22 protein-coding genes and 2 pseudogenes are annotated in these 24,921 nt (G+C 62.7%); 12 read left to right on the top strand and 12 right to left on the bottom strand.

The window, feature by feature from the left end; translation table 11 throughout:
- From GA0061098_RS41415 to GA0061098_RS41405, 3 genes are all read right to left on the bottom strand, one after another.
- On the bottom strand, window positions 1-614 hold a 614-nt coding region (locus GA0061098_RS41415; RefSeq protein ID WP_208610737.1), incomplete at its 3' end, for a helix-turn-helix domain-containing protein.
- Window positions 529-1,236 (bottom strand): IS3 family transposase, encoded by a 708-nt coding sequence (locus GA0061098_RS41410; RefSeq protein WP_091967519.1) that lies wholly within the window; start codon window positions 1,234-1,236, stop codon window positions 529-531. The genes GA0061098_RS41415 and GA0061098_RS41410, both read right to left, overlap by 86 nt.
- Window positions 1,233-1,634 (bottom strand): helix-turn-helix domain-containing protein, encoded by a 402-nt coding sequence (locus GA0061098_RS41405; RefSeq protein ID WP_091967516.1) that lies wholly within the window; start codon window positions 1,632-1,634, stop codon window positions 1,233-1,235. Before GA0061098_RS41405 ends, GA0061098_RS41410 begins: the two co-directional genes overlap by 4 nt.
- 62 nt (window positions 1,635-1,696) lie before the next feature.
- Here GA0061098_RS41405 and GA0061098_RS41400 point away from each other — a divergent pair, with 62 nt between their 5' ends.
- The 5 genes and pseudogenes from GA0061098_RS41400 to GA0061098_RS47600 form a co-directional block, all read left to right on the top strand.
- Entirely contained in the window at window positions 1,697-2,047 is a 351-nt protein-coding gene (locus tag GA0061098_RS41400) for an ABC transporter substrate binding protein (RefSeq protein ID WP_091967513.1), read from the top strand.
- A gap of 192 nt (window positions 2,048-2,239) precedes the next feature.
- A complete protein-coding gene (locus tag GA0061098_RS45790; RefSeq protein ID WP_208610742.1) occupies window positions 2,240-2,854 on the top strand; it encodes a hypothetical protein in 615 nt (204 codons plus the stop codon).
- A complete protein-coding gene (locus GA0061098_RS45785) occupies window positions 2,851-3,021 on the top strand; it encodes a hypothetical protein (protein WP_208610741.1) in 171 nt (56 codons plus the stop codon). The genes GA0061098_RS45790 and GA0061098_RS45785 overlap by 4 nt, the downstream gene beginning before the upstream one ends.
- A 6-nt stretch (window positions 3,022-3,027) precedes the next feature.
- Entirely contained in the window at window positions 3,028-3,177 is a 150-nt protein-coding gene (locus GA0061098_RS45780; RefSeq protein ID WP_208610743.1) for a hypothetical protein, read from the top strand.
- 52 nt (window positions 3,178-3,229) lie between these two features.
- Window positions 3,230-3,460, top strand: a pseudogene (locus GA0061098_RS47600) (ABC transporter substrate binding protein); the annotation flags it as partial.
- A 431-nt stretch (window positions 3,461-3,891) separates the two neighbouring features.
- Here GA0061098_RS47600 and GA0061098_RS41380 read toward each other — a convergent pair.
- The 6 genes from GA0061098_RS41380 to GA0061098_RS41355 all read right to left on the bottom strand — a co-directional run bounded on the left by GA0061098_RS41380 (window position 3,892) and on the right by GA0061098_RS41355 (window position 12,801).
- A complete protein-coding gene (locus GA0061098_RS41380; protein WP_165637949.1) occupies window positions 3,892-6,147 on the bottom strand; it encodes a hypothetical protein in 2,256 nt (751 codons plus the stop codon).
- Window positions 6,148-6,161: 14 nt separating this feature from the next.
- Entirely contained in the window at window positions 6,162-8,798 is a 2,637-nt protein-coding gene (locus GA0061098_RS45485) for a hypothetical protein (RefSeq protein ID WP_091967502.1), read from the bottom strand.
- Between the two features lies 1 nt (window position 8,799).
- Complete coding sequence (locus GA0061098_RS41370; RefSeq protein ID WP_165637948.1) at window positions 8,800-9,828, bottom strand: AAA family ATPase; 1,029 nt, start codon at window positions 9,826-9,828, stop codon at window positions 8,800-8,802.
- A complete protein-coding gene (locus GA0061098_RS41365) occupies window positions 9,825-11,495 on the bottom strand; it encodes a trypsin-like serine peptidase (RefSeq protein WP_165637947.1) in 1,671 nt (556 codons plus the stop codon). Before GA0061098_RS41365 ends, GA0061098_RS41370 begins: the two co-directional genes overlap by 4 nt.
- A 110-nt stretch (window positions 11,496-11,605) precedes the next feature.
- On the bottom strand, window positions 11,606-11,869 hold the full coding sequence (locus tag GA0061098_RS41360) for a carboxypeptidase regulatory-like domain-containing protein (protein ID WP_091967494.1): 264 nt from the start codon (window positions 11,867-11,869) through the stop codon (window positions 11,606-11,608).
- Window positions 11,870-11,883: 14 nt separating this feature from the next.
- Entirely contained in the window at window positions 11,884-12,801 is a 918-nt protein-coding gene (locus GA0061098_RS41355) for a trypsin-like serine peptidase (RefSeq protein ID WP_091967491.1), read from the bottom strand.
- A 562-nt stretch (window positions 12,802-13,363) separates the two neighbouring features.
- On the opposite strand from GA0061098_RS41355, the gene GA0061098_RS41350 reads away from it, so the two are divergent.
- The 6 genes and pseudogenes from GA0061098_RS41350 to GA0061098_RS41325 all read left to right on the top strand — a co-directional run.
- Window positions 13,364-14,380 (top strand): peptidoglycan recognition protein family protein, encoded by a 1,017-nt coding sequence (locus GA0061098_RS41350; RefSeq protein ID WP_091967489.1) that lies wholly within the window; start codon window positions 13,364-13,366, stop codon window positions 14,378-14,380.
- A gap of 166 nt (window positions 14,381-14,546) precedes the next feature.
- Window positions 14,547-16,826, top strand: a complete 2,280-nt coding sequence (locus tag GA0061098_RS41345) for a DNA/RNA non-specific endonuclease (RefSeq protein ID WP_091967486.1) — start codon at window positions 14,547-14,549, stop codon at window positions 16,824-16,826.
- Between the two features lie 300 nt (window positions 16,827-17,126).
- Window positions 17,127-18,482: a hypothetical protein gene (locus GA0061098_RS41340; protein ID WP_091967482.1), complete on the top strand. Its 1,356-nt coding sequence runs from the start codon at window positions 17,127-17,129 to the stop codon at window positions 18,480-18,482.
- 419 nt (window positions 18,483-18,901) lie between these two features.
- Window positions 18,902-20,416 carry a metallophosphoesterase family protein gene (locus tag GA0061098_RS41335; RefSeq protein WP_091967480.1) on the top strand — a complete coding sequence of 505 codons (1,515 nt, stop codon included), beginning with the start codon at window positions 18,902-18,904 and terminating at the stop codon, window positions 20,414-20,416.
- Between the two features lie 47 nt (window positions 20,417-20,463).
- Window positions 20,464-20,679 carry a hypothetical protein gene (locus GA0061098_RS41330; protein WP_129591090.1) on the top strand — a complete coding sequence of 72 codons (216 nt, stop codon included), beginning with the start codon at window positions 20,464-20,466 and terminating at the stop codon, window positions 20,677-20,679.
- A 245-nt stretch (window positions 20,680-20,924) separates the two neighbouring features.
- Window positions 20,925-21,194 (top strand): annotated as a pseudogene (locus GA0061098_RS41325) (transposase); the annotation flags it as partial.
- Window positions 21,195-21,727: 533 nt separating this feature from the next.
- Here GA0061098_RS41325 and GA0061098_RS47150 read toward each other — a convergent pair.
- Together GA0061098_RS47150 and GA0061098_RS41310 are read right to left on the bottom strand one after the other, a co-directional pair.
- A complete protein-coding gene (locus GA0061098_RS47150) occupies window positions 21,728-22,537 on the bottom strand; it encodes an effector protein NopP (RefSeq protein ID WP_283808042.1) in 810 nt (269 codons plus the stop codon).
- 449 nt (window positions 22,538-22,986) lie between these two features.
- Window positions 22,987-23,253, bottom strand: a complete 267-nt coding sequence (locus GA0061098_RS41310; RefSeq protein ID WP_283808043.1) for a hypothetical protein — start codon at window positions 23,251-23,253, stop codon at window positions 22,987-22,989.
- 11 nt (window positions 23,254-23,264) lie between these two features.
- Between GA0061098_RS41310 and GA0061098_RS41305 the strand changes: the two genes are divergently transcribed.
- Window positions 23,265-23,486, top strand: a complete 222-nt coding sequence (locus GA0061098_RS41305; RefSeq protein ID WP_091967472.1) for a hypothetical protein — start codon at window positions 23,265-23,267, stop codon at window positions 23,484-23,486.
- Window positions 23,487-23,519: 33 nt separating this feature from the next.
- On the opposite strand, the gene GA0061098_RS47145 is transcribed toward GA0061098_RS41305, so the two are convergent.
- A partial coding sequence (locus tag GA0061098_RS47145) for a thioesterase domain-containing protein (protein ID WP_165637946.1) occupies window positions 23,520-24,921 on the bottom strand: 1,402 nt, incomplete at its 5' end.

The raw sequence follows: 24,921 nt of genomic DNA, 5'->3' as shown, positions 1-24,921 counted from the left end.
CTCCATGCCTTGGCCCATCGTCGATCCTTTCGCCGGCCATGCCGGCGGCCGTTCCACCGGACGGCGGGGCCCGGAATATAAGCTCCGCTCGGGGCTACGACGCCGCCGGCAAGTCTCTCCGCCACATAAGTGCGCAAGGTTGCGTTGAGCGCAAGCTTGGTCGACTTGGGCCGGCGGGCAGATCGGTCTGCATGCCATTGGGCAGTTGTTGCCCGATATTCCAACCCGCCGCCGCGGGTGGCGGCGTTCCGCCGCAGTTCACGGGAGACCGTCGAAGCAGCCCGTCCCAAGCGGCGCCCGATCTCCCGTATGGAATGGCCCTGCACCTTTAGAAGAGCGATCTCCTCGCGTTCAGCCAATGAAAGGTAGCGCCCGGAGAGAGGCTTGGCCGAAGATCTGAACATCGCTGGTGGCATGCCGCCTGCCTTTCGGAACAATCTGCTTCCGACAGGTTGCGATAATCCGGCCTTAAGCGCAGCATCTTCGCTGCTCTGCCCTGTGGCAATCGCCTTCCAGAATCTATTCTGTTCATCGCGTCCGGCCACAGACGGCCGGCCTGGCGATGGCAATGGCGCTCGCCCTGACCGCGCCGAACGTCGACTTACAACTTTCATCGCAACCTCCAACTTCAGGGTGTTGCGACGACCGGTTGAATCCGCCTTGCACCCCGCGGTCGGAGTGATGGATCAGACTGCCAGGTGCCGGCTTCCGGGCATCAATGGCTTTCTCCAGTGCTGCGATGGCTAGCGAGGCATCGAGCGTGTCTTCAAAAGCCCAACCGACAGCCTTGCGCGAGAAGGCATCCAGAATGACGGCGAGATAGGCGAAGGTCTTGGCGAGATGGACATAGGTGATATCGGCGACCCAGATCTGATCGGGTGCAGATGGCACTAGGCCGCGGACCAGATTGGGGACGACGAGAACGCCCGATGGTCGTTCCGCAGGCGGCTTCAGGAACGGCGTCCTGCGCTGCGCAAGCAAATTATCCTGGCGCATAAGCCGCTGAACTTTCTTGGCATTCACCACCATACCTTGGCGCCGGAGGGCAACGGTCACCCGCCGATAGCCGTAGAAGACGTGCTTGAGGCAGATGCGCTGGATCACGTCGCGCAGCTCGCACTCGGCCGTCTCGCTGCTGCGTTTGACGAGATGGCGGTAATACGTCGCGCGCGGCAGGCCCGCGAGGCGGCATAGTCGCTGCACGTCGACGTTTGGGTCTGTTGCCTGCGAAGTCATCGCTTGGATGATTTCGATGATGCGGATGCGGGTTTGCCTTGCGCTGCCGGCCGCTCCAAGGCGCGCAAGGCTTGTCGAAAAAAATCGAGGTCCTTCTGCTGGCGACCCACCAGCCCTTCGAGCTCGGCGATGCGCGCTTTGGCGAGCGCGAGGGCGGAGCGCCTGTCGTTGTACGTCGCTAGCGGCTTCAGCTTGCGAGGGCCAGGCTTGGGTCCGCGCTTGCGGTTCAACCCGTCTGGCCCATCGGCCTTCCACGCCTTGATCCAGTCGTGGAGAATCTTGCGAGAAATTCCGAGTTCACGGGCCACGGGCAGAACGCCGTCGCCTCTCTCAACCCGCTTGATCGCCTTTATCTTGTAGGCCGTCGGAAACTGACGGTTCTTTCCTTGTACTGCCACAGGTCATCCTGGGAAATGCCTGTCACTGAAATTATCGTGTCTCACTTCAGGGGTGCAGTCCAATGCTGTCACTGAATTCGCCCGGCTCTGATATTGAGGCGTTCGACAGAAGTCTTGCGGACCGGGGATATGTGTTCGGCAGAAACGTCACGAAAGCATCCCGGTGGGCAGAAGGAGATCACGACAAGCTTGCTGAGTTGGCAAAAGAACTCGTGAGCCTGAACCCAAGCTTGATCGTGGCACCAGGCTATGTGGTCGCTCTCGCCGTAAGACGCGCTACCTCAACCATTCCCATAGTTTTCATCATTGCGTCCGACCCTGTGAAGATCGGGCTCGCGAAAAGCTTCGCTCATCCCGGAGGGAATGCCTGCGCGTTCCAGACGATCGTTATCACCAATTCCAGGCCATCGTGAGCACTCATTCCAGAGCATCGTGATCACCGTTTCCAGGGGATCGTGATCACCAATTCCACGGGATCGTGATCGCTATCTCCAGCGGATCGTGATCGGGGACAGCGAGCCGGACACCACTGACAGTCTGCAACCCAGGTAGCTTGGTCTTTTGCCCGACAGCAGAGGACCGAGATGCCGACAGAGAGACTGTCCATGCGCCAAATTCGCGAAGTTTTACGCCTGCACTACAGCGTCGGCATGTCGCAGCGCGTTGTTGCCCGCAGCCTCGGCCTGGCCCAGGGCACGGTCAACAAGTACCTCAACCTGGCACGCCGGGCCGGCCTGACGTGGCCGTTGCCGCCGGAGCTCGATGACGATGCCCGGCTCGAGACCCGCCTGTTTCCGCCACCGTCCGATCTACCCAGCGATGAGCGCCCGCAGCCGGATTGGGCGCTCGTTCATCGCGAGCTGCGGCGGAGGAACGTCACGTTGATGCTGTTGTGGGAGGAGTATTGCGACTCCAAGTCCGACAGTTTCAGCTATTCGTGGTTCTGCGAACGCTACAGGGAATGGGCTGGCCGCCTCAAGCCGACCTTGCGTCAAGTTCATGTCGCCGGCGAGAAGCTGTTCGTCGACTATTCCGGCCACACCATGGAGGTGGTCGACGGGCTCAGCGGCGAGGTGCACAGCACGCAGATCTTCGTGGCCGTGCTCGGTGCTTCCAACTACACCTACGCCGAAGCCAGTCTCAGCCAGAGCCTGCCGGACTGGATCGGCTCCCATGTCCGGCCTTTTGCTTTTTCGGCGGCGTGGCCCGGCAAACGGTGAGCGACAATCTCAAGGCCGGCATCACCCGGGCCTGCTTTCACGAGCCGATGGTCAACCGGACCTATGCCGATCTTGCCCGCCATTATCGCACTGCCATCGTTCTCGCACGGCCCTATCGGCCGCGCGACAAAGCCAAGGTCGAAGTCGGCGTCCAAATCGTCGGGTGATGGATTTTGGCGCGCCTGCGCAACCGCCGTTTCTTTTCGCTCGCCGCCCTCAACGAGGCGATCCACGCACTGCTCGTCGATCTCAACAACCGACCGCTACGGAGCTGGGGCGAAGCCGGCGCGAGCTGTTCGAGGAGCTCGACCGACCAGCGCTGACCCCGTTGCCCGACGAACCCTACGAGTACGCTTCCCGGCGACTTACGAATTTCGCGAGTTTTGTGCGGTCGGCGGCCTAATGAGCTACGGCCCCAACCTAGCCGGAGCGCTACAAAAAGCCGGTACCTACGCGGCACTCATCTTAAATGGTGCACGGCCGAGTGAGCTGCCTATAGAGCAGCCTACGGCCTTTGAATTAGTCATCAATTCAACCACAGCGAAGTCTTTGGGCATCCAAATTCCCTCCTCTCTTTTTCTTCGCGCCAACGAAGTGGTCGAGTAGGCCGACATGTCTCGTAGTGCCCTGAGCCGAACAACGGGCGAGCTGTCGACCACGTCGGCTCTCCGAGGGAGACCGGACCGATGAGGGTGCTCACCGCAGCTTTTGACCCGAAGCGCACTTGCGGTCAAACCGGTTCCAACCACTTCCCACCTGCCTAATAGTATAATCCTCGTCACAAACCCGTTTACTTGCCAGAATGCAAGCTCTGAGTAACTCTGGCGGCATTGCGTTTGCGGCTGCGATGGGCGTATTTCGATTCCTGCTCTTCTCGTGGTTTGTAGTCTGGCTAGGTTGCGGTTCGGCCTTTGCCGAGAAGCGCATCGCGCTGGTGATCGGCAACTCGGCCTACAAAAGCGTACCGAGGCTTACCAACCCTCAGGGGTCAATGTTGGAAGCCGATGGGGGTCAAAGTTCGCGGCTTATTCACAATCCTAGTTCGCGCGGGCATCACCTTTTTTGGCGCTGCACCTAAACACGCCATCCGCTGCGACCGGTGATTGGCACAGCTCGTTCAATTGCGCGGGATAAGCCGAGCGCGACCATCGCGGCAACGATCGCAAGAGCACCATCTCGCGCAATTGCGTGGACGCGTCCGGAACGCGTAGGACGACGTTGTAGCGAGTGCTGTTGGCCCATTGGTAGATCGCGGGAGCGCCTAACCCGGAGAGGCCGCTGGCGGCGACGCGCGCGCTCTCGGCCTGCGCCGCTTGCAGGCTGTCCGACGAGCTCAGCACCACGATCGGATCGGTCGCGCCTGGCGAGGGGGAGCCCGGCGGAAGTCTGATCGGCGCCATCTCGGGCATATCCGGGCCGGACGGAAGATCATGCAGCGGCCAGCGCCCGACCTGCCGAGCGCGCGGGAGGTCGATGAGGCGCAGCCGGCCGTCGACGCTGAGCGAAGCGAGATAGCGGCCGTCCGGAGATATCGAAAGCCCTGTGATGACGTCGCCATGACCGCGAATCCGCAAGGATTGGGCATTCGGCAGGTCGCGGAGATCCCTAGGCAGCGTCACGATCCGGATCACACCGTCATTGCCGGCGATGGCGAAGGCCTCGCCTGACGGGGACAGGGCGGCCGCGCTGACCCGGGACTGCGGACAGGCGAGCAGCAGGCTGCACAGCGCCAATGCATCGCCGAGCGAGGTCGTGGCCTTGAAGCTCTCCAGCGCGCGCAGCGTGCTCGGACCGAGCAAACCGTCGCGCGGGCCGGGATCGAAACCACGCGCCGCAAGCGCCTGCTGCAGTCGCACCACTTCGCCACTGGCGAGCTCGACGGGCGTGGCAGCGAGCTCCTCCGGTAGATAGCGCCGGAAGATCCGCGCCACGTCGCCGGTCGGCACATCACTGAGCCGTGCCAGCGCGAAGCCGCCGCGGCCATAGATCATCAACACGTCGCCGTCGGCAGACAGCGAAAGCCCGTCCCGTCCGGCATGGATCGGCACCGGTCGGCTCACCGCAGGAGGAGCCGCTTGCCCTGTCGTGGTGGCGGCACCTTCGGCCATCTCGACGCGCTGGATGCGCGGCGGATTGCTTCCGGCGCCGCGACGAAAGACGCGGATATCGCCGTTAGCCGTGGCCCAAGCGAAAGCTGCATGCGCGGTGACGGCCTGTTGCGACCCCGATCGCGACGCGATGGTGACCACCGACCGGCCGGCCGGCGGATCGGCGCTCGCGGCCGGCACGCTCGCGTCGGCACGCAGCGTCCAGAGCGGGCGGGAACTGGATCTGTCGGTCACCCGCATCGATCCATCGCGATAGCCGACGATGACGGTTTCGTCCGTGCTGGCATCCGCGACGAGATCGAACAGATCGCGCCTGCTTGCCGATCCAACCGCACTGACGATGCCGTCGGCGGAGCTCGCATCGATGCCGAACAAATTCAATGCAGTCGCCTGATTCGGAGCTTGAACGGCCTGCTTGGATGTTGGCGACTTGCTGCGCCTGTTCGACGCGCCGCCGGCGTTCGGCGCCGGCACGGCCGCAGGCAAATCGACGACGGGCAACAATTGTGATCCGACGGACGCGGCGAGGCCGGCGAAGGTGGGCTCGTCGTCGGCACGGAACGGCGTGTCGCCGTCTGCCGCCGGGTCCAGCCAGACCACATGGGCATCGGCGTCGAGAGTGTCGGCTCGCCCGACGTCGCGGCGGCTGGACCCGTTCGAGGGGGGCGCAGCATCGCCATCACCAGCGGCGTTCCGCATCCGAAGCGGAAAGATGGTCACTATGGGGCCTTTTGCCCGGGTGAGCACCGCCTCCGGCGTCCCCGAAGCCCTGACCCGGTAGAGCTGGCCGAGGCTGGTGCCGGCCAGCAGCGTTGCCGCATCGCCGGGCGACCATGTGATAGTGGTGACACGATCGCCCTCTGCCAGTGGAATCTCGGCCGTCAGATCGCGCAAGGCGCCGGCGAGATAGAAGCGCAGGCCGAGTGCGACGACGATGCAGAACGCGAGGCCGCCGAGCAGCCCGGCGGTGGTCAGTAACCGCGCGCGGCGATCGGCCCTCGCTCCGATGAGGCTCGACCTGACCTCTTGCGACGGACTTTCCGTCGGATCTGGCTGCACCTGACCGGTCTCGGACGGCACGTCCGGCGCCTGGTCAATCTGTGACGTGTCGTGGGCTTGCGATGTCGCCGGATCGTCCATCGATTTCCGAAACGGGTCCTTCTCAGGTTCAATCGGAGCGGCCATCGCACCTTCTCCCGCTACTTGAAGGCCGGAGCGGCGGAGCCCCGCGGCGCGGCGTCCGCCGCGGCCTCGGCGTGCTTGCGGCGCCAGAGGCGGACGCGCTCGACGACGAACGCGGTCCCGAACCACGCTAGCGTCGCGGCGCCGAAGCCGAGCACCGGCCACCACGCGCCGTCCGGCAGGGGAGCGGCGCCGAACGCCGGCATCAGCCAGACCGCAACGCCCGCCCATGCCGCGATGAGGGCGAGACGGCCCAAGCCCCGCATCAGCCAGGTACGCCGGGCATCGCTCGCCGCAGCCGCCTCGTCCTGTCGCAGCCTGTCCGATGGCGCTGCGTCCGACTTGAAGGCGATCATCACGTTGTCGGGTGCCAGCGGCTGGCCGCGCCAGTCCGCCTGCCAGACCTGCAGGCCGAGCCGCGCCTCACCGCTCTCGCCGGCTTTGCCGGCGGCGAGCTCGTCGACGACGTCGCGCAACATCTGCTTCTCGCGGTCGCTGAGCGCATTGAACATGGCGGTCCGCAGCCAATCCGGCATGTGGCAGACGCGCAGCCATGGCAGCAGGCAGAGCCGCGCGAACAATTCCTCGGAAAAGATGACCGGATTGGCGGGATGGCCATAGCGGTGCAATCGCGCGCCGAGCCACAGGGTGAGGTCGACGCGTAGCTTGGGATAGACGCCGCAGGCTGCGAGCCAGAAGAAGCCGTGGCCGAGCCAGGTCTCGAGATCCTCGATCAGCGCCTTTTGTTCGGGGTCAGGCGGTGCCAGATCCTGCAGCAGCGACAGGCCAAGCCGCTCGATCGATGGCGGACGTGGCACGGTCTCCTCGGGCGCCAGCAGCGTCCCTGCCAGCAGGCTCCAGGTCGCGATGCGGTCGAGCAGGCCGGCTCTGCGCATCGCCTGGTCGAGCGCGCGGCGCGGACCGGACTGGACCTCATCCGGCGCCAGACCGAGGGCGAGATCGCCGAGCCCGGCCATGGTCGCGCGTCCGATCGGCGCATCGAGCGCTGCGGCCAGCCTGAACTCCCGCTCGCCCCATTCGCCGCGCGGCACCGGCGTCAGCAGCATGCGCCGCCGCCACGAGGCCAGCTCGGTCGCGAGGAACGAGTGTGGCTGCTGACTGAACGGATCGATCAGCTCGTCGCCGTCGCTGACGATCACCAGCAGCGAATCGCCGTGCAGCTCGCGCAGCCCGCGTAGATCGAGCGTGCGCAGCCGGCCGCGCGGATTGAGCGCGTCGGCGCGCGAGGTCGCCGTCAGCGTGCGCGGGTCGGGAGCATAGTCGTAGGCAGTCAGTGAGACGCCGCCGCGGGACAGAGCGTCGAGAAGGCGCAGCACGCGCGCGCGCTCGTGGTCGTGGCGGTGGCCGCGGTGCACGAGCACCACGATGTCGACCGCCCGGCTGCCGTCGCGCTTCACGGTCACGACGTCTCCGGCGGAGGCAACGCTGGCGCGGACGCTGCGCGGCAGGTCGAGCCGGCTGCCCGGCATCGGCTCACGTAGGCGCATCAGCCGGCGCGCGGTCTGCGACGCCGAGGGCAATGGCGGCAGGGCCGCGAAAGATTGCAGGATCCGGCTCGTGCCCCACGCGCCCGCCTCCGCCCGTCGAAACGTCGCGTGAGCAACCCGGGTCCGCCGCAGGGCCTCCGCGGCCGCCTCCCGTCGTTTGTTGGACTTGCCCCAGAACGCGAACACTGATCCGGGCAGCAGTACGAGTAGCGGCAGATAGCGCAGCCATGAGGGCCAGGTCTCGCGCGCCAGCGTGGCCGGCGGTAACGGGTTGGTTGCGGTCTGGAAGTTGCGCAGCCACGCGGCGGGATCGATAGCAGGATCCGGACTGATCTGCCCGTCGTCCATGATGAAATCGTCGAACGCCGCCAGGCTGGCGCCTGCAGACTGCGCGGCGGCCACCGCCGCATAGTGCCGCAGCGCCATCGCGCCGAACGCGCTGTGCGGGATCGAATTGGCCGGATCGATCGGGTAGACCCGCATCATCTCGGCGAGGACATAGGACGGCGGGCCGAGCTCCGGCGCGGCGCCGCACAGCGCGGCGGCCAGGACGTAAGGCGTGATCTCGTTGCCGTAGCGCGCTGCGGCAACGAGCGTCAGCTTCAGGAAGCGCTCATAGCGCGGCTTCAAGCCGGCATCGGGCAGCGCCGACTGTGCTCCGTTGCCCGCGGGAACGGACCAGTCCGTCGTATCGACGCTGGCCACCTGCCGCTGCGGCGATTGAGCTGTCAGCGATAACCACAGAATGACGGCTCCGACCAAGAGGGCCGCGCCGACCGCCGCCAGCGTTGTAACGCTCGGCCAGCGGCGCAGTTTCGTCACGGTCGCTACCGATGTCCCGACGATCCGTTGCGTCAAGGGCGGCGTCTCTGGCTTGCCGATATCCGCGAAGGCTTCCTTCAGCAGCTCGGCTGCCTCGCGCGTCTCGGCGAGAACGGGACGCAGATGCGACAGCCAAAACTCGCGCTGGTCGCCGTCGGGCACCGCGCCGGCCGCGCAAACGGTGGCGTAGATCTGCAGCGCATCGATCCTTTGTCCTGGCGTCACCCGGTAGAGCATCGATCCCATGCCGCCGCGATTGCGCAGCTCCTGATAGCGGCCGATCAGCCGGATCAGTGTTGCCGGATCGAGGCGCAGCTCGGCCATGTCAGCTCGCGGCCATTCGCATGGCATCCTGGAACAGCGCGCCGTCGCGTTTCAACTTCACCAGCGCCGGCCTGACCACCGCCAGATCGCTGCTGCCGGCGCCGACCAGTAGGGCGGCGGCGTCCATCATCTCTGCGATACCAGGCTTCTTGTCGGGCTGGGCGTCGCGGAATTTGAGCGTCAGATCGACCAGCCGCGCGGCGGTGCCGTCGCCAAGCTTGGGCGGCTCGCCATCGATCTTGACGCCCATCCGCTGCAGGCGGTTGGCAAGCCCGGCATTGACGATCGCCTCGAGCCGCTTCTCATCCGGGAACGGGATCTCGTGAAACACGCAGCGGCGCAGGAAGGCATCGGGCAATTGCCGCTCCTCGTTCGAGGTGATCACCACTAGCGGGCGCAGCGATCGCTCGATCTTGTCGAGGGACGGCGTCTCTGGCGTCGGATTGCCGGGGTATTCCTTGACGCGGAAACTCATCGTCTCGATCTCGTGCAAGAGATCGTTGGGGAAATCCTTCGGCGCCTTGTCGATCTCGTCGATCACAACCACCGAGCGGCGCGGCGCCGCGTTGCCATCCCACCCCTCAGCGTGCTTGCCGCGCAGCAGCGGCGCTACTGCGCTGCGCGGATGGGCGCTCAGGATCGCGCGTCCCATCGCCTGGAACTCGATATAGTCACCGACATCGCCGGCCTTGCTGAGCTGCGAGTCGCGCAACCGCTGCAACGCGTCGTAGGTGTAGAACAGCTCGCCCGCGTCGGATGTCGACTTCACGCTGTGCAGATAGAGGTCCGGAATCTGCAGCATCCGCGCCACCGCGTAGCCGAGCTCGGTCTTGCCGACGCCGGGCTCGCCCGAGACCAAGAGCGGCCGGCCAAGCTCGATTGCGACATCGACCGCCGCGACGGCCTCGTCCTCGAGCAAATAGCCCGCGCCGCGGGCCGTCTTCCTGCCGTTCTCGTTCAGGGCGGCTGCGGGCTTCGCACCATTCTTCAGCGCGGACGACAATTCGCCAAATATCTTTGTCACGGTCACGGTCTTGGCTCCCCAGGCTTGCCGCTCCGATCGAGCGTGCCGGCGATGTAGTTGCAGAGGCTGACGTCGAGGCTCTTTGCGACGATGTCGAGCGGCTTGAGCTGCGTGCCGTTGAACTGGCTTGCGATCGCTGCATTGAATGTGTCATCGGCGGTCCAGGCGGTTTCGAGCACCGCACGCCATTCGTCCAATTCGTTGAAGCCGACTTGGGAAAGCCTGACGCACACGCCGCAATGCGGCGGCGTGCCGGCGCTCCACAGCCCGGCGAATTGCTGGAGCACGGCGTTGCTGTCCTCGCCGTCCGCGACGATGAAACAGACCACCGCCTGGATACCGTCCCGGTTGTCACCGAAATGCTCGGCAAGCATCGCGGCGAACTCGGTTAGCAGCGGTTCCTCGGTCGCAAGACTCCAAGCGGCGTCGATGGTGCGGCTCAGCAGCACCAGATAGCGGCTTCGCGGATCGAGCAATTGGACGATGTCGGACAGTTCTTGGCGACGCTGTGCGACGTCATCCTGCTGCGGCCAGACGCCGGGCTGCGGCGTTCGGCTCGGCGCGCTCAGGCCCTTGGTCAGCGCCATCAGCCGTAACTGGTCGATGCCATTCGGCTGGCTCTCGAACGACAGGAATTTGAGCCGCTTGATGAAGTGCGAATGGGCGTCGTTGGTGCGGCAGACCACGACGTGCAGCAGCGGGCGCGCGACCTGCGGAAGCGAGGCCGCGAACAACCGTGCGAGAAACCTGCGCTCCTCGCGCGAGCGATCCATCAGGCACAGCGCCGCCTCCTTGCGCCGCTCGATCGACTCCGCCCGCTGTCGGGCCAGCACATCCTTCCCGGGGGCCTGGGGCGGCACTAAGCCGAGGACGTTGGCGGGCCGCTCGTACGCCCGTTCGATGAAGCCAGAGATCCGTCGCAGCGGAATCGCTTGGCCGCGGCTTTGCCCGTCCGCCGTTTCGCCAAGCCCGGCATTGTGCAATGCGATGAAGGCAAACTGGAAGGTTATCGCGAAGCACGGTCCGCCGGACGATCCCCGCGCCGTGGCGCCGTTATGGGTGTAGCGTGCATGCTGCCCTGCCGCGCCGCGGACACCCGTGAATTTCGCGTTATCGCTCTTCAAGGGCTGAAGGATGAAGGCGCCGCCGATCTCATAGGGGTATTGCAGGATCATGAACTTCTGCCCGATTTCGGGATCGGGCCGCTCCCCCGACCTTGGCAGCGGGATCCATCCACGCCTGATTCCGTTGTAATCAGGAAGCTGGCCCGCCGGGGTGTCGAGCCGGATGATGGCGAAATCGAGCTTGTCGTCATCGAATACGTCGCCCCCGTCGCGAACGTCACCAAGCGACGGCTTGCTCGCCACGACAATGTCGCGGATATTGAAGATCGTTTGTGTGGTTCCGACATCAAGCAGTCGGTCGTCTTCGCCGAGGCGATAGTCGAAACGGCACTCGGCGCCTTCGAAGTCGGCCCCCTCTCCGATCAGGCCCTCGACGACGTGATAATTCGTCAAAACGAGATCCGGACCGATCAGAGTGCCAGTGCCGGCCTGCGAGCCCGGGGCGCTGACCGCACAGACGCAACGCATCGCGCGCTCGAGGCCCTTGGCGATCGCTTCCGGCTCGGCGCGTTTGTCATTCCCGGTTGCAATCATCACGGGCGTCGGCATGCCATCCAGTGTCCCGCTATTCGGTGTCCCATCCGCAAGATACTTTCTCATATCCCGATCGGCGTGCTTGATCTGATCGGACGGCGCGCGGGGCCTACCGCGCGCCGCTCTTATTCGTCGAGGATGATCGCGATCCGTTCATCGTCCCGGCTCGCCTCGAACTCGGTGGCGCCGATCGCGCCGGCCATCGATCGGGCTTCGATCCGGAAATGTCCCGGTGGCAGCGCGAGCCGGAAGTGGCCGGCGGCATCGCATTTGACCGCGATTTCCGGCGTGCTCGCGGTGCCCTGGACGACATAGACGAGCGCATTCCCGACACCGGCGCCGTGCCGATCGGTGACGCGGCCATGATGAAGGATTCTCTCATCCGACATGCATTCTTGCGCCCTCAGTTCCCAGGTCCGGCGAGCCAGGCCTGAATCTGGGTCACGACTTCGGGAATGATGCGCGGCGCCGAATTGACCCGGAGATTCATGCTGACTGGCGTGCCGCCGACGCCATAGGCGTGAATGCCGACGACGATTGGCCGGCTGTTCTCGTCCGGATAGATGTAGGCCGGTCCTCCGCTCTGGCCGCCGGACGTGTCGACATCGTAATAGATCCGCCGCGGCTCGACCGCGCGGATGCGGTTCTTTGCCCAGTACAATTCGGTGCCGCCGCCGGGCGAGGCCGGATAGCCGCTGACATTGATGAGATAGTCGCGCAATTCCGCGTCGGGCAGCGCACCGACCCGGAACACCTCCGCGGCCGGGAAGACGTCCTGGTCGAGGTGAATCGCGGCGACGTCGTAGTCCGGATCCTGACGCTCGATCCAAGCATTGATGCTGGAGAAGCGTTCGGACGTAAAGCTGTTAAAGGGCTTGCGCTCGCGGTCACGTCCGGGCGTCAGCGTGATCTTGTCCGCCCATCCGCCCATCTGCTTCTTGTCAAACACGCAATGGCCGGCGGTGATCACCGTGCGCGGTCCGGCGAACCAGCCGGTGCCGACGAACTGGCCCCAGGGCGCGTCGATCTCCAGCGCGCAGATCAGCTTCCAAGGCTGCTGATCGGTAGACACGATGCGCGTGCGCTCGTCGGCAAACAGCACCGTCTCGAGTCCGGAATCAGGCGGTGGAACGATCGGGGTCTGGCTCTTGCCGATCACCAGCCGGCGCTTGGCGGCGTCCGACAGCGTGGCGCCTTTGGCGTCACCCTCGTCCGCTAGTACCCGCTCGGTGACAGCAGGTGCGGGCTTGCTGGCCATAGCGACAGCGCCGGTTTCCGTGTTCTTGGGGGCGACAGGCTTTGATACGGATGCAATCTGCACGTGAACACCTCCTGAAATCGACTTCTCAGTATGCGTGCATTTGATCACGAGATCGCGTTGGCAACAACGGGAAGTTTTCGCAATTGCGCCGCAGCAGCGTGCGCATCGGCGTCCGCGGTGGGAACTGGTTCACCGGCCGCAAATTTCCGCTTCGGCGTGGCACAACGTCAGCTTGCATATCGATCCGCATTGAGGTTTACTGACTTGCGAAGCTGTCCGCGCGACAGAGTGCTGCGGATCCGGCATCTCGATCAGACGTACGTTCGACGCGGCGGCTGACTTTGCGCACTGCCTCTTTGTTTTTTTGCGGAGCAATTTCTCAGAGCTGACTGATGCAGGCTCAAGATTGTTACGAGCTTGCGACAACCTGAAGACAACTGGAAGTTCAACTGCGGCCCGAGCGGTGGGTAGGCGAGCATGGTGATGTTCGCCTAGCGATTTGCCGCCGCAAGGACGCAGACCTAACGAAGCGAGCGGCACTTGAAGTCGTTTGCACGTGAAGTCGTTGGGACTTCAAGTGAGTGGCACTTTGCGACAAGCGTAGGGCTGAAGGAGGACGGTCATGGCACGTTGTCCCTTTGCGGTCTGGATGGAGATCAGCGGGAGCTCAGGCTCTTACACATCTGGTCCATTCAAAATCGTTCACCACACCACCGAGGGCAGTTCGGCGGAGGGAGCGTTTGGGGCATTTCGCGCCAACCGTTCCGATCCGCATTTCACCGTCGACAGCAGTAAGATCTATCAGCACATCGATACCGGCAGGGCGGCCCGTGCCTTGCGCAACGCGGCCGGCGGTGTCCAGACCAACCGCGATTCCGCCATCCAGATCGAGGTCGTCGGCTTCGCCCATCGGCCGAAAGTGATGGCTACGCTGAAGAACGTGCAGAAGCTGTGCAACTGGCTCGAAGCCGAGCACGGCATTCCCAAGGTTTGGCCGAACGGCCTGCCGAAACCGGCGGTGAATGGCCACGATCCAGGCGGACACAATCGCAACGCCGCGAACTGGGACAACAAGGGCGGCCATTACGGCCACAGCCAGGTGCCGGAAAACACGCATTGGGATCCCGGCTACACTGCGACCGAAGCGGCGTTTGTGATCGCCGATGCCGCCACCGAATCCATCTACATCGAAGCGCTTGAAACGATTCCGCTGGAAGAGGGCCCGGACTTCGCGACAGAAGTCTCGACCATGCCGGACCATTGCGGCGGATACGCCGCAGCCCCGGCCGCAGGCGAGGCCGGGCCCCGCGCGAAGCCGAAAGTCTCAGCCAGACGGACCTCTACGCCGGCGCGAGGCAGCGGAAGGACCGCAGCAAAGGCCGGCCGATCATCCGCGCGCAAATCGTCGGCGTCCAAATCCAAGTCCGGATCCAAGTCCAAATCGACCAGGTCCCAATCGTCCGCCGGCAAGTCGTCTGCCCGCAAGCGATCAGCAGCCAGGAGGCCGGCGACAAAGACCTCGAAGAAGACGCGCAAAATAGCTGGACGCAAGAACGGCGCAAAGGGCGCGACGAAGCGCGCGGCCGCGCGAGCGTCCAACATGGCCAAATCGTCGCGGAGAAAATCGCAAGACAGATAGCTCGCCGTAATTGTTCTCGAGTTGGATTGAACGTCGTCCTGTCCTGGACGGACACATTGCATGGCTCGCGGCCGACCGATCAGGTGTGGTGCCGCGCGCCCTATCGATCATGTTGGCATCGGCAAGCCGTTCGCGGCTTGCATAATTCGTTGTGGGGAGAACGCGCATGGCGGACAAGCTCGACCATTCCGCATTTCTGCGTCATCTGGCGCGCGGGCAGGATCTCACCGGTCTCATAAATGACAGGATGCTGGAGCGCGAGGAAGGTGTGCGCGCCGCAACCGCCGACACCGAATCCGCCGCGATGCCGCCGGACGTGCGCGGCGCCTTCGAGGCCGCGGCCAGGGGCGAGCCGCTGTCACCCGCCCAGCAATTCGCGACCGAGGCGATCATCCTACCGGAGCTGCGGCCCGCGATCGACGTCATCAACGACAGTTACGGCCAGGTCACGCATCCGCTCTGGACCAAGCTTAGCAACAATGCCGGGATCAAGGCGCGACTCGAGACCGCGATCAAATCGGTCGGGCGCATCGAGCTGCCCAACGGGCCGTTGCCCTACGCCGGCACCGGCTTCGTTGTCGGTCAGCGCCAGATCATGACCAATCGCCACGTGGCCGAGATCTTCACCCGCGGCCTCGGCGACAGGTCGCTGGTGTTCAAGCCTGGACTGAACGCCGGCTTCGACCTGAAACGCGAGCGCGGCGGGGGCCAGGGTGTCATGCTGACGGCGACGCGGGTGCTGATGATTCATCCCTTCTGGGATTGTGCGGTGATCGAGGTCGACGGGCTGCCGGCGACGGCCCAGCCGCTGACGCTGTCCGCCATTCCCGCACCGGAGCTCAGGGACCGCGAGGTCGCCGTGATCGGCTATCCTGCGTTCGATCCGCGCAATCCTGCGGCCGTGCAGGACGATCTGTTCGGCGGCGTCTTTCGCGTCAAGCGCCTGCAGCCGGGCTTGCTGAGCAGCGTTTCCGACACCGCGAGCTTCGGCAAGATGGTGCCGGCGGTTGTGCACGATGCCTCCACGCTTGGCGGCAATTCCGGTTCGTGCCTGGTCGAGCTGACGACCGGCCAGGTGCTCGGCCTGCATTTCGGCGGCGCCTATCGTGATCGCAACTACGCCGTGCCGGCCTCGGCGCTGGGCGCGGACCCGCGGGTGCGCGCGTTCGGGCTGAAGTTCGACGGGCCTCCGCCAACCACCGATCCGGCCTGGGCGTCCTGGTGGCAGCGCGCCGAAGAGAGCGAGGCGATTGTGCCCGATCGGCTGGCGCCCGCGCCCCAGGCGAAGCCGAAGCCAGCCACTGTGGCCGTGAGCGACAATCAAGGCGGCCAGGGCGGCGCCGTCGTCTCCACGGCGGCCGACGGTAGCGTCAACCTGACCATCCCGCTGCACGTCACGGTCCGGCTCGGCGGCGCGCCGCCGATCGCGGCCGAAACGGTGAGCACCGAAGCTGCGACGACGGAGATCACCGAGAAGATGGTGATGCCGTTCCGCGACGAGGATTTCTCCCACCGGCCCGGCTATGATGAGACGTTCCTCAAGCAGGACGGCGACCGCGACCCCATCGTGGTGCCGATGCCGACGGTCAAGGACGACTCGGTGGTGGCCAAGACCAAGCAAGGCAAAGACCGGCTGGACTACCAGAATTTCTCGATCAAGATTCATGCGGAGCGGCGGCTGGCGCTGTTCACGGCGAGCAATGTGACGGCCGAAAGCGCGCTCAAGCGGCCGGACAAACGCAAGAAATACACCCGCGCCGCATTGTCCGGCCTCGGCGAGAACGACCAGGAGCAATGGTTCCTCGACCCGCGGCTCGACGACGAGCTGCAGATCGCCGATTATTTCTACACCCGCGACGACGGCGCCTTCGACAAGGGCCATATCGTGCGGCGCGACGACGTCGCCTGGGGCGAGACCTATGACGACCTACGGCGCGCCAACGGCGACACCTACCACGTCACCAATTGTTCGCCGCAGGTGGCGCCGTTCAACCGTTCGGCCATGGGCGTCGATAATTGGGGCGATTTCGAAAACACCGTGCTGACGCAGGCCGCGAGCGAACGGCTTTGCGTCTTCGCAGGGCCGGTGCTCGATCCGGACGACGACACGTTTCTGGGTCGCGATGCGCCGCGCTCGCGAATCCGCGTCAAGATTCCGTCTAGGTTCTGGAAAGTGGTGGTGGCGCGCGTCGAGGACGGGCTCGCGGCCTTCGCGGTGATGCTGGAGCAGAACCTGTCGAAGATGCCGAAGGCGCCGCCCGAGGGCGAGGAGTTCGTCATGCCGGACGAATTCCTGAAATCCGTGGTGCCGCTGAAAGACATCGAGGACTGGACCGGCCTGACCTTTGCAACGGAGCTGCATCAGGTTGATCAATACGACACCATCCGCGGCGGCGAGGCCGCCGCCCGCTCAGGCGCACGCCGCGGCCGTGTGCGCAAGCGGTAGCGAAACGCCGCGCAAGCTCGCGTATCGCACCTTCCAGATTTCAATCGCGGATCCCGAAAAGGCGACCGGTTACGAGGTGAAATGAAACAGGCTGACCCGCTGGCCCGGACGAGGGGGGCCGTGAGGCCGCCAAAGCCAAGGTACCAGGTGGTCGTGCCGATCGACCCGGTGGGCGATCTGGTGCTGTGACGCCGAAGGGGCCGTCGGTACGGCAGAAAGAGACGCGACTCCGCGCGCCTCGCCCGGAGGCGCCGTGAAATGTGAAATGTCAAGCCAAGCTGCAACAGGCAGGAGAAGCAAATGAACGATACTACCAACACACAAGGACAGACTTTCGATTTGAACACCCGGCCATCGGAAGAACTCGCGCAAGAGATCGTAAAGGACGCCGGTGATCTTCATGTCGATCCAGACGCCCCGCCGGAGGTGACGCTGGAAGCGGCCGTCCGACAGTGGCGGGTGGCGAAGTCTCTCGAACATCTGCGTGCGCAAATCAATGCCGCATTCCCACAGCGCAGCAAAGGAAGCGACGGCACCATCGGCGACGCCAGGCATGCCAGCCGCTCGTCGGATCACAATCCATGGGTCGTGGACAACGGGACAGGCGTCGTTACCGCCTTCGACGTCACACATGACCCCGGCCACGGTCGCGACGCCGGTCGGATCGCCGAAGCAATCCGCTCCAGCGATGACCGCCGTGTGAAATACATCATCTGGAACCGCAGGATAGCCAACTCGCAGCCAATCGGTGCCGCGCCGGCATGGGCATGGCGCGCCTACACAGGTCAAAATCCGCACGATCATCACTGCCACATCTCGGTTCGGTCGGAAAAAGCCGCTTACGACGACCCTCACGACTGGAGTTTCCGGACGCAGGGCGAGCCCGAAGCCGCCGCGGCCGAGACAGACTCGGAAGCAGCTCAGAGGGCGCTTGGCGCCGCGCTCGCTGCGCTCCCGGGCAACGCCGACCGACCCCTTCTGCAACGGCTGGTCGATGCGCAGGACGAGATTTCCGCGCTTTTGGCAACGTATGCGCGTGAGGCGAGGCCGGTGCGGGCCGAGGAGGCTGATGGCGTAGAGGCAACGCGCCCGAGCTTTGAGGAGCTCAGGGCGGAGTACGAACAGCTGTGGGAACGCTGCGAGATACGTCCCGAGCGTGCCAACAGCGTGGCTTGGCACCGCGCAAAGCTATTGCAGAACAAATCCCGCTACGAACAGGTGAGCGCCGCCACTGGAGCAAAGTGGTGGTTCGTTGGCATCGTCCATGCGCTGGAGGCAAGTTTCAATTTTCAGGGCCATCTGCACAATGGCGATCCGCTCGGAAGGCGTACGGTAAACGTTCCAGCCAACCGGCCGCCACGCTGGAATCCGCCGAACGACTGGCTCTCCAGCGCCATTGATGCCATCACCTTCGAAGGCTTTGCCGGACAGAGTGATTGGAGCCTTGCTCGCACGCTGTACCGGTTTGAGAGCTATAACGGCTTCAGCTATCGTACCAAGGGCATTAACTCGCCTTACCTGTGGAGCTTCTCCACAAATTACACGCGAGGAAAATTTATTCGGGACCACGTTTACGATCCCAACGCGGTATCCGCCCAATGCGGCGCAGCCGTGATGCTGAAGGCGCTTCAGATGGCGGGAGAAACATTGAGTTGATGTTCGATTGTTGCTCACCCGCACGCGCCGGCCACGGTCGGCGCGCCTCACGGGGTTTTCGATAAACGACAATGCTACGAGCCGCGGCTCTCGAGCGAAGGGCAAGGCGACCTAGACATTGCCCTTCTGGTCGTAAGGCGCGAGGACGTTCTTCAAGCCCTTCTCGAGCATGAGGTCGCTGATCTCGGAGGCGGTCGATCCGCCATCCTTCTTCGTCCGACGGGTTGGCCGTAATTTTCACGTGAGCCAGGCGCCCCTCGTAGCTCAGCGGGAAAGAGCAGCGAGTTTCTACCTCTCAGGGCGCAGGTTGCCGGCTCTCCAAGAGAGAGTGGGAGGATCTTGAGCGCACGCCCGCCGAAGCCGCTTGAGCATTTCCCGAACCACCGGTCGCTCGGGCAGCCTCTCTTGATGAGCTGCGAATGGTCTCGCTGACCGATCTCGCGTGTCGTTTTGGCTGGATTGCGCTTGTCGCCTCTGGTCATGCGTTAAAGCTTGTGGTTGTATTACCTCATTGCTGCCGCCAATTCGATTTGGAGGTTTTTGTGAGCAAGGGATCTTATACCTACCCGGACCACATTCTTTCGATCTTTCAGTCGGCCGCTGCGCAGATCTCGCGCGACGAGCAGGCGGAAGCCGGCAAGTCTCACCTCGAAGCTGTTCCGACAGGTCAAGAAGGACTGCTCGAAGCCGCGACCGAGGTCGCCGGCGTCAGGATGCAGGGAAGGGTTGATCGCAAGGCCCGTGGGCCGGCGCAGGACGAGATCGTGACCGAGGCGTTGTCGCCCATCGGTCTTGCGAAAGTCTGCGCATCGCTGGGTCTGCAGTATCTCGAAGCAAAGCTGAAAGGCGACCAAGCGACTGCCGAGAGGTTGCAGTCCGAGATGGCCGATTCGAAGTGCGACTTCCGCTGGGCGAGCACGATCGATCAGTACCTGCGATATTTCGGGCCCGGCGGGACCCGCGCGCAGATCCCATACGTCACGCCGAAGAGAGCCGGCGAAACCGTAATTCAGATACCGTCAAACGCGACCATCGGGTTGATCGGTGACTGGGGCACCGGTGCGGATCCGGCGCGTCGGCTCCTGACGCAAGTCAAGGCACAGAGGCCGGACATCATCGTCCATCTGGGTGACATCTACTATTCGGGTACACCGCAGGAGTGTGAAGCTAATTTTGAGGAAATCATCGACGATGTTTTCGAGCGTCACAAGACGAACATTCCCGTCTACACTCTGGCCGGAAATCACGACCTCTATTCGGGAGGCGTAGGCTACTACGGCCTTATCAAGCGCCTCAATAAGAAGCCCTTTACGCAACCGGCGAGCTTCTTTTGCCTAAGGACGGAGGATGCGAAATGGCAGTTCCTAGCAATGGATACGGGACTGAATGATTATAATCCCTTTACGGTGAACGATGCCGTCACGTTCGTGAATGCCGATGAAGAGCAGTGGCACCGCCGTCGTATCGAAGAGTTCGGCGGAAGTACCGTCCTGCTCTCTCACCACCAGCTTTTTTCAGCCTTTTCGCCGATCGGAAAGGCCGACGACAGCGCTAAACGGGCGGCGTACAATCCGAAACTTCGGCAGACGTTTGAGACGCTGAAGTCTCTCAGAAAGCCGATTCCGGCGTGGTTCTGGGGGCACGAGCACAACCTGTGCATCTATGAGCCGTACATCGGACTTTCAAAGGGGCGATGTGTCGGCTGCAGCGCCATCCCGACTTTTGTCGACGATGATCCTTACGACGTTGTCGAGGGTCTGAACGCCCCCCCGAAACTCGTCGAAGCTACCAAGTTGTCGGTCTCCGGGAACGTCTTCAGCCACGCCTTCGCGACGCTATCCATCACCAAGCAGGGGCCAATAAAGACCCGATATTTCGAGGATCTCAATGGTAGCTGCAGGATGAGATACTCCGAAAGCATAAGCGGCGATTGAGCTGCAGACATCGCTGCTCGAACTAACGGGCACTCATGAGGCTACCCATGGTGAATTTCATCGGGGGCTCCACGCCCATCTACGCGCCCGCGTCCGCACGCCCGGATCTAGGTGGAGGCCGGATCATACGCGAGACGAAAAGAGAGCGAGCCGAAGAGCACGAGGAAGCCACGCAAGCTGACGAGGGCACCGCCAAGGGGGACAACTACCTCTCCGCGCTGGTCAAGCTAATCCCGTCCGAGATGATCTACGCCTCATCTTGAGGCGATCTTTCATGACAGGGGGCTCCTCCTGGACCTCGTTGTCCTGGCCGACCCCGCACCGGGACATCCTACTTCGTATCGCATCACATGCACATCAGCCAAAACGTGCCGCGCGGCAAATCGGTCAGGCGATCGGGACCGAATACCCCGTCTCTTCCGAAAAGCGGCTGCGCTTCATGCTCTGGTCCTTGTCTTGGGCCAGAGCGAACTTCAACCTGGATTAAGCCTGGGGGGCAAGGTCAAAGGACAACTACGCCACGCACAAGGCCCCACTGATCCGCAACTGGCTCGCCAAACGGCCGCGCTGGCATGTCCATCTCACGCCCACCAGTTCGTCCTGGCTCAATCAGGTCGAGCGCTTCTTCGCGCTCCTCACCGATAAGAAGATCCGGCGCGGCATCTATCGCAGCGTCCAGGCCCTGCGCGCAGACATTATGGATTTCATCAGTCATCACAATGCCGATCCCAAGCCATTCAAATGGACCAAGTCCCCCGACGACATCCTCGCTTCCATCGACGCTTCTGCCGATACAATACTCAAGCCTAGGCATCGCAATGTCGCGAATTTCTGGTTCAGGACACTAAAGCAGAATGAGGTGGGTGTGCTGGCATCTGCTCCTTTTTTGATCTTTGCCATGCGTCCGCTGCCGGCGAGCCCGGGTGGATGGTCTCGTTGCTCGATGAGTTGGCCCGACACTTCTCGAGATTACCGCCTACGAAGAAAACGGCCAACGAAGCCCTCCTCACCCAGCGAACCCGGAAAGATCCCGAGCCATTCGGCGAGGACACAATGACGCTCGCCTGCCATAGGCAATCCGCTCCTCCCGCCCGGGGCGGCAGTCGAAAACCCCGGCTGGAACCTGGGGTTTTCTTTTGTGCTATTATAGGCACCAACTCTCGTAAACCGCCGCGGTGCGATCAGTACAGTGCACCTCACGGATTGAGCCGAATTGGCTTCGGCTTCGTTCCGTCCAAGGCTCGATCGTAAGCCGCAGGTCGCGGTTGGTCTGCTCCTGCTCCACTTCAATGGATTGGTGGAGATCTCACGTCACATAAAGTCTCCATCCGAGTCGGACTCTGATGACGGTTCATCATCGCTCCGCGTTTGGACTTTGGAGAGATACGCCCGAGAATTGGTTGCGCGCTGCCATTCACCATCCCTATAACTCCACTGTCTGGACTGGGTGGGATCAAGTACCATATCATTGCGATCTACTTCAACGAAGCCCATTTGTTCTGCACGGGCTCTCGCTTCGTCATTAGCAGGACGCCAGTTCACCAGCGGCCGTTCGCCGTCTTGCCGTAGTTGGTGCTCGAGCAGAATATCGCCGGCGTTGCCGACGAGCGGATGAGCAACCTGAAAATCCACGATTGATGTGACGTTAGTTCGTCCGGGGAACTGTTCTCGCCACCCTTGGCTGGTGAACTCAGTCGCCATAGGAAATCCGGCTTCCGTCCTTTGGAGGCCGACGCTCCTATTTCCTAGTTGGTAGCTGTAATATCGGGCGGCATCAGAATCCCTTCGGATCCCGAAACTGCTAGCGACATCCGCGGTGCGCCTAGCTCTTTCGGACACAAATTCTGAGTATTCCTGCGGATTGTTGGCGATATGATTGATTTCTTCACCATGAAAGCTCCTCACCCGTTCCCGGAATTCGGCTTGGTCGATCTCAAAAACGGGAGGTCTTGAAGTGAGGTAATAACTCGGCTGCGAGGATGAGCTGGCACCCGAATCCTGCAATCCCATTCTACCGAGCGCGTCCGCGAAATCGTCGGCACTCCTATGCTCCGGGGAGCTTGCGTAATGATACTGATCATCGGATGGAACATCCGACCAATTGTTAATTCGACCGTCCATGACGACCACACTCCTATGGCTGTTGCATTGTGTTCAGGTCATTAGACCTGACTCCGCAGATAAGCAGCTTGGCTGTCCGTAAGCTGACGGCGACAAATAAACGGAAAACCAAAATTCGCTGAAACGATAGGGCGAGCCGGCGAGAGCGCGCAGTTCGGCGCCGCGCTCTCCGGAGCGTCTTCATAACTCGGCCGAACTTGAGATCAGCGTGAGCGAATCTCCGTTCCCACGTTGGACACTCCATCAGGAATAGCCCGCGTCAGCAAACCTTTATTCTTGGCGAGCTGTGTCGCATCTACTGACGCTTCCGTCGACTGCACTCCGTCCTTTGCGCCATTGGTGTCGAATGAGTTTGGCGATCTGCGCTGCAGGCGGCGTCTCTGCTACTTGCGCAATGGATGGACCACTGTACGCCTACGACGAAGCTTACGATTACCCACATCTTTGAGTCAGAGCTTCGCTCCCGTTGCGATATCGATGAATCGCGATAGTCCGCGCCACCTGATCAGATTCCCTGGTGGCGGATCGTTGGCGCGGGCGAGATAGCCGCCGAGCCTGGCGATCTTGATGAGATAATGCGACAACGTCTTTCGTTGGGTGCTGACTGGATTCTTGTCTTTGACGAGCCGATCAAGCAATTGGATTTCAGCTTTGGTCAACGCAAATTCCGGTGAGACATTTGGCGCTGAACGATTAAGCATCGTCATCCAAAAAATGCGCCAACCACGTGGATTATCTGTTCGGGTTCGCCCGCCACACGCGGCTGCTCGCCATGATCGCGGACGAACTGACGGCGGCCCGGGCTACGGCCGAGAAGACCGATCAACCCGCACGCCGCTTCAAGGACTTTCAGTGGAGCTTCAAAATGAACGCCTTCTGGGCGCCCGAAAACTTCGAGCCTTCATCGTTCTTCGCTCCTCCCGGCCGGGGAAATCGCGAAAAACTCTAACCAAAAATGGTCCAGTTCGCCGGTGGCCTCAGATCACGTCGGTGAGCTATTTAAGGCTCTTGATAACGAACGTGCCAGGACTTTGCGGTTTTCTGGAGTGTTCATCATCGTCGCGTGATTGCCTGGAATCGGTGTGGTATCAATGGCCGCTGCACTCAAAACCCTGTCCCAGCCTCGCATCGGCGAGCTCATCTCTGGAGCTATTGAGCTCTTGTCTAGTCGTGCGCGACAACTTACGGAAGAATCCGTCGCGTAAAACTGATGTACCTCAATTGGCAGCGACGGAGCCCGATATAGCTGCAGCGCCCTTTGAAACTGCTCAATTCTCTCGTACATCAAAGCATCATTGTGATCCGGAGGTATTTGATGAGCCTTGCCGGCTGGCTTTGCGGGTAGCGTAACATCAATGAACGCCATAAATGAGATAGTTTCATTGAGGCTCAGTAAGTGCTCGGCTATGGCGTAAGCCAATATTCCGCCTGATGAGTATCCAGCAAATCGATATGGACCCCGGGACCGTATCTCCCTGATCGCCGGAATGACTTGCGAGGCTATCGCTTCAAGAGTTGGTGAACAAACTTCACTAAAAGAAGGCCACAGTAGACCATAGATTGGACAGTCCGCGTCCATTTCCTCCACCAAGTTGAGGATATAGGAACAATCTCCTAAGCCTGTGGGAACAAAGAACAGCGGCGGCTGCGATCCGGTTGCGCGAACACAAATCACCCCCGGACTACTGGGCTGTGGCTCCAAATGAACCTTGAATGCAAGTTCCTTCAGAACAGGAGCTTGGAAGAGATCGGCGGCGGTAAACTTGAGCCCGGCATCGAGCGCTCGACTGAGAAGCCGCACCGCTAGCAGTGAGTGCCCGCCCAGTTCGAAGAAGTCGTCGTGGCGTCCGACCCGCTCAACACCGAGAAGCTCGGCCCAGATCTGTGCCAGCGTGGTCTCGATCTCGCCTTGAGGTGGCTCATAGGCGCGATGCGCATACGCCTCATCGTCCGGCGCAGCCAGCGCCTTGCGGTCGAGCTTGCCGTTCACAGTCAGCGGCAGCGCCGCCAGCCGCACGAACGCCGATGGCACCATGTAGTCCGGCAGGTGCGCACTTATGTGGGCGCGCAAGGCGCCGGCAAGCTCGCTTCCCTCCAGCCCGTTCGAAGCTGCTTCCGGCGCGCACACCACATAGGCGACAAGACGCTGCTCGCCGCCGGGGCCCTCGTGCGCCACCACCACCGCCTCGCGCACGAACGGGTGCTCGCAAAGCCGCGCCGCGATCTCGCCCGGCTCGATCCGGAAGCCGCGGATCTTCACCTGGTCGTCGTTGCGGCCCAAAAACTCAAGATTGCCGTCCGGCAGATAGCGCGCCAGATCGCCGGTGCGGTACAGCCGGTCGCCGTCCACAAAGGGACTGGCGATGAACCGCTCCGCGGTCAGC

Source organism: Bradyrhizobium shewense, from assembly GCF_900094605.1.
GTDB classification, from domain to species: domain Bacteria; phylum Pseudomonadota; class Alphaproteobacteria; order Rhizobiales; family Xanthobacteraceae; genus Bradyrhizobium; species Bradyrhizobium shewense.
This window is presented reverse-complemented; position numbering and strand designations above follow the sequence as displayed.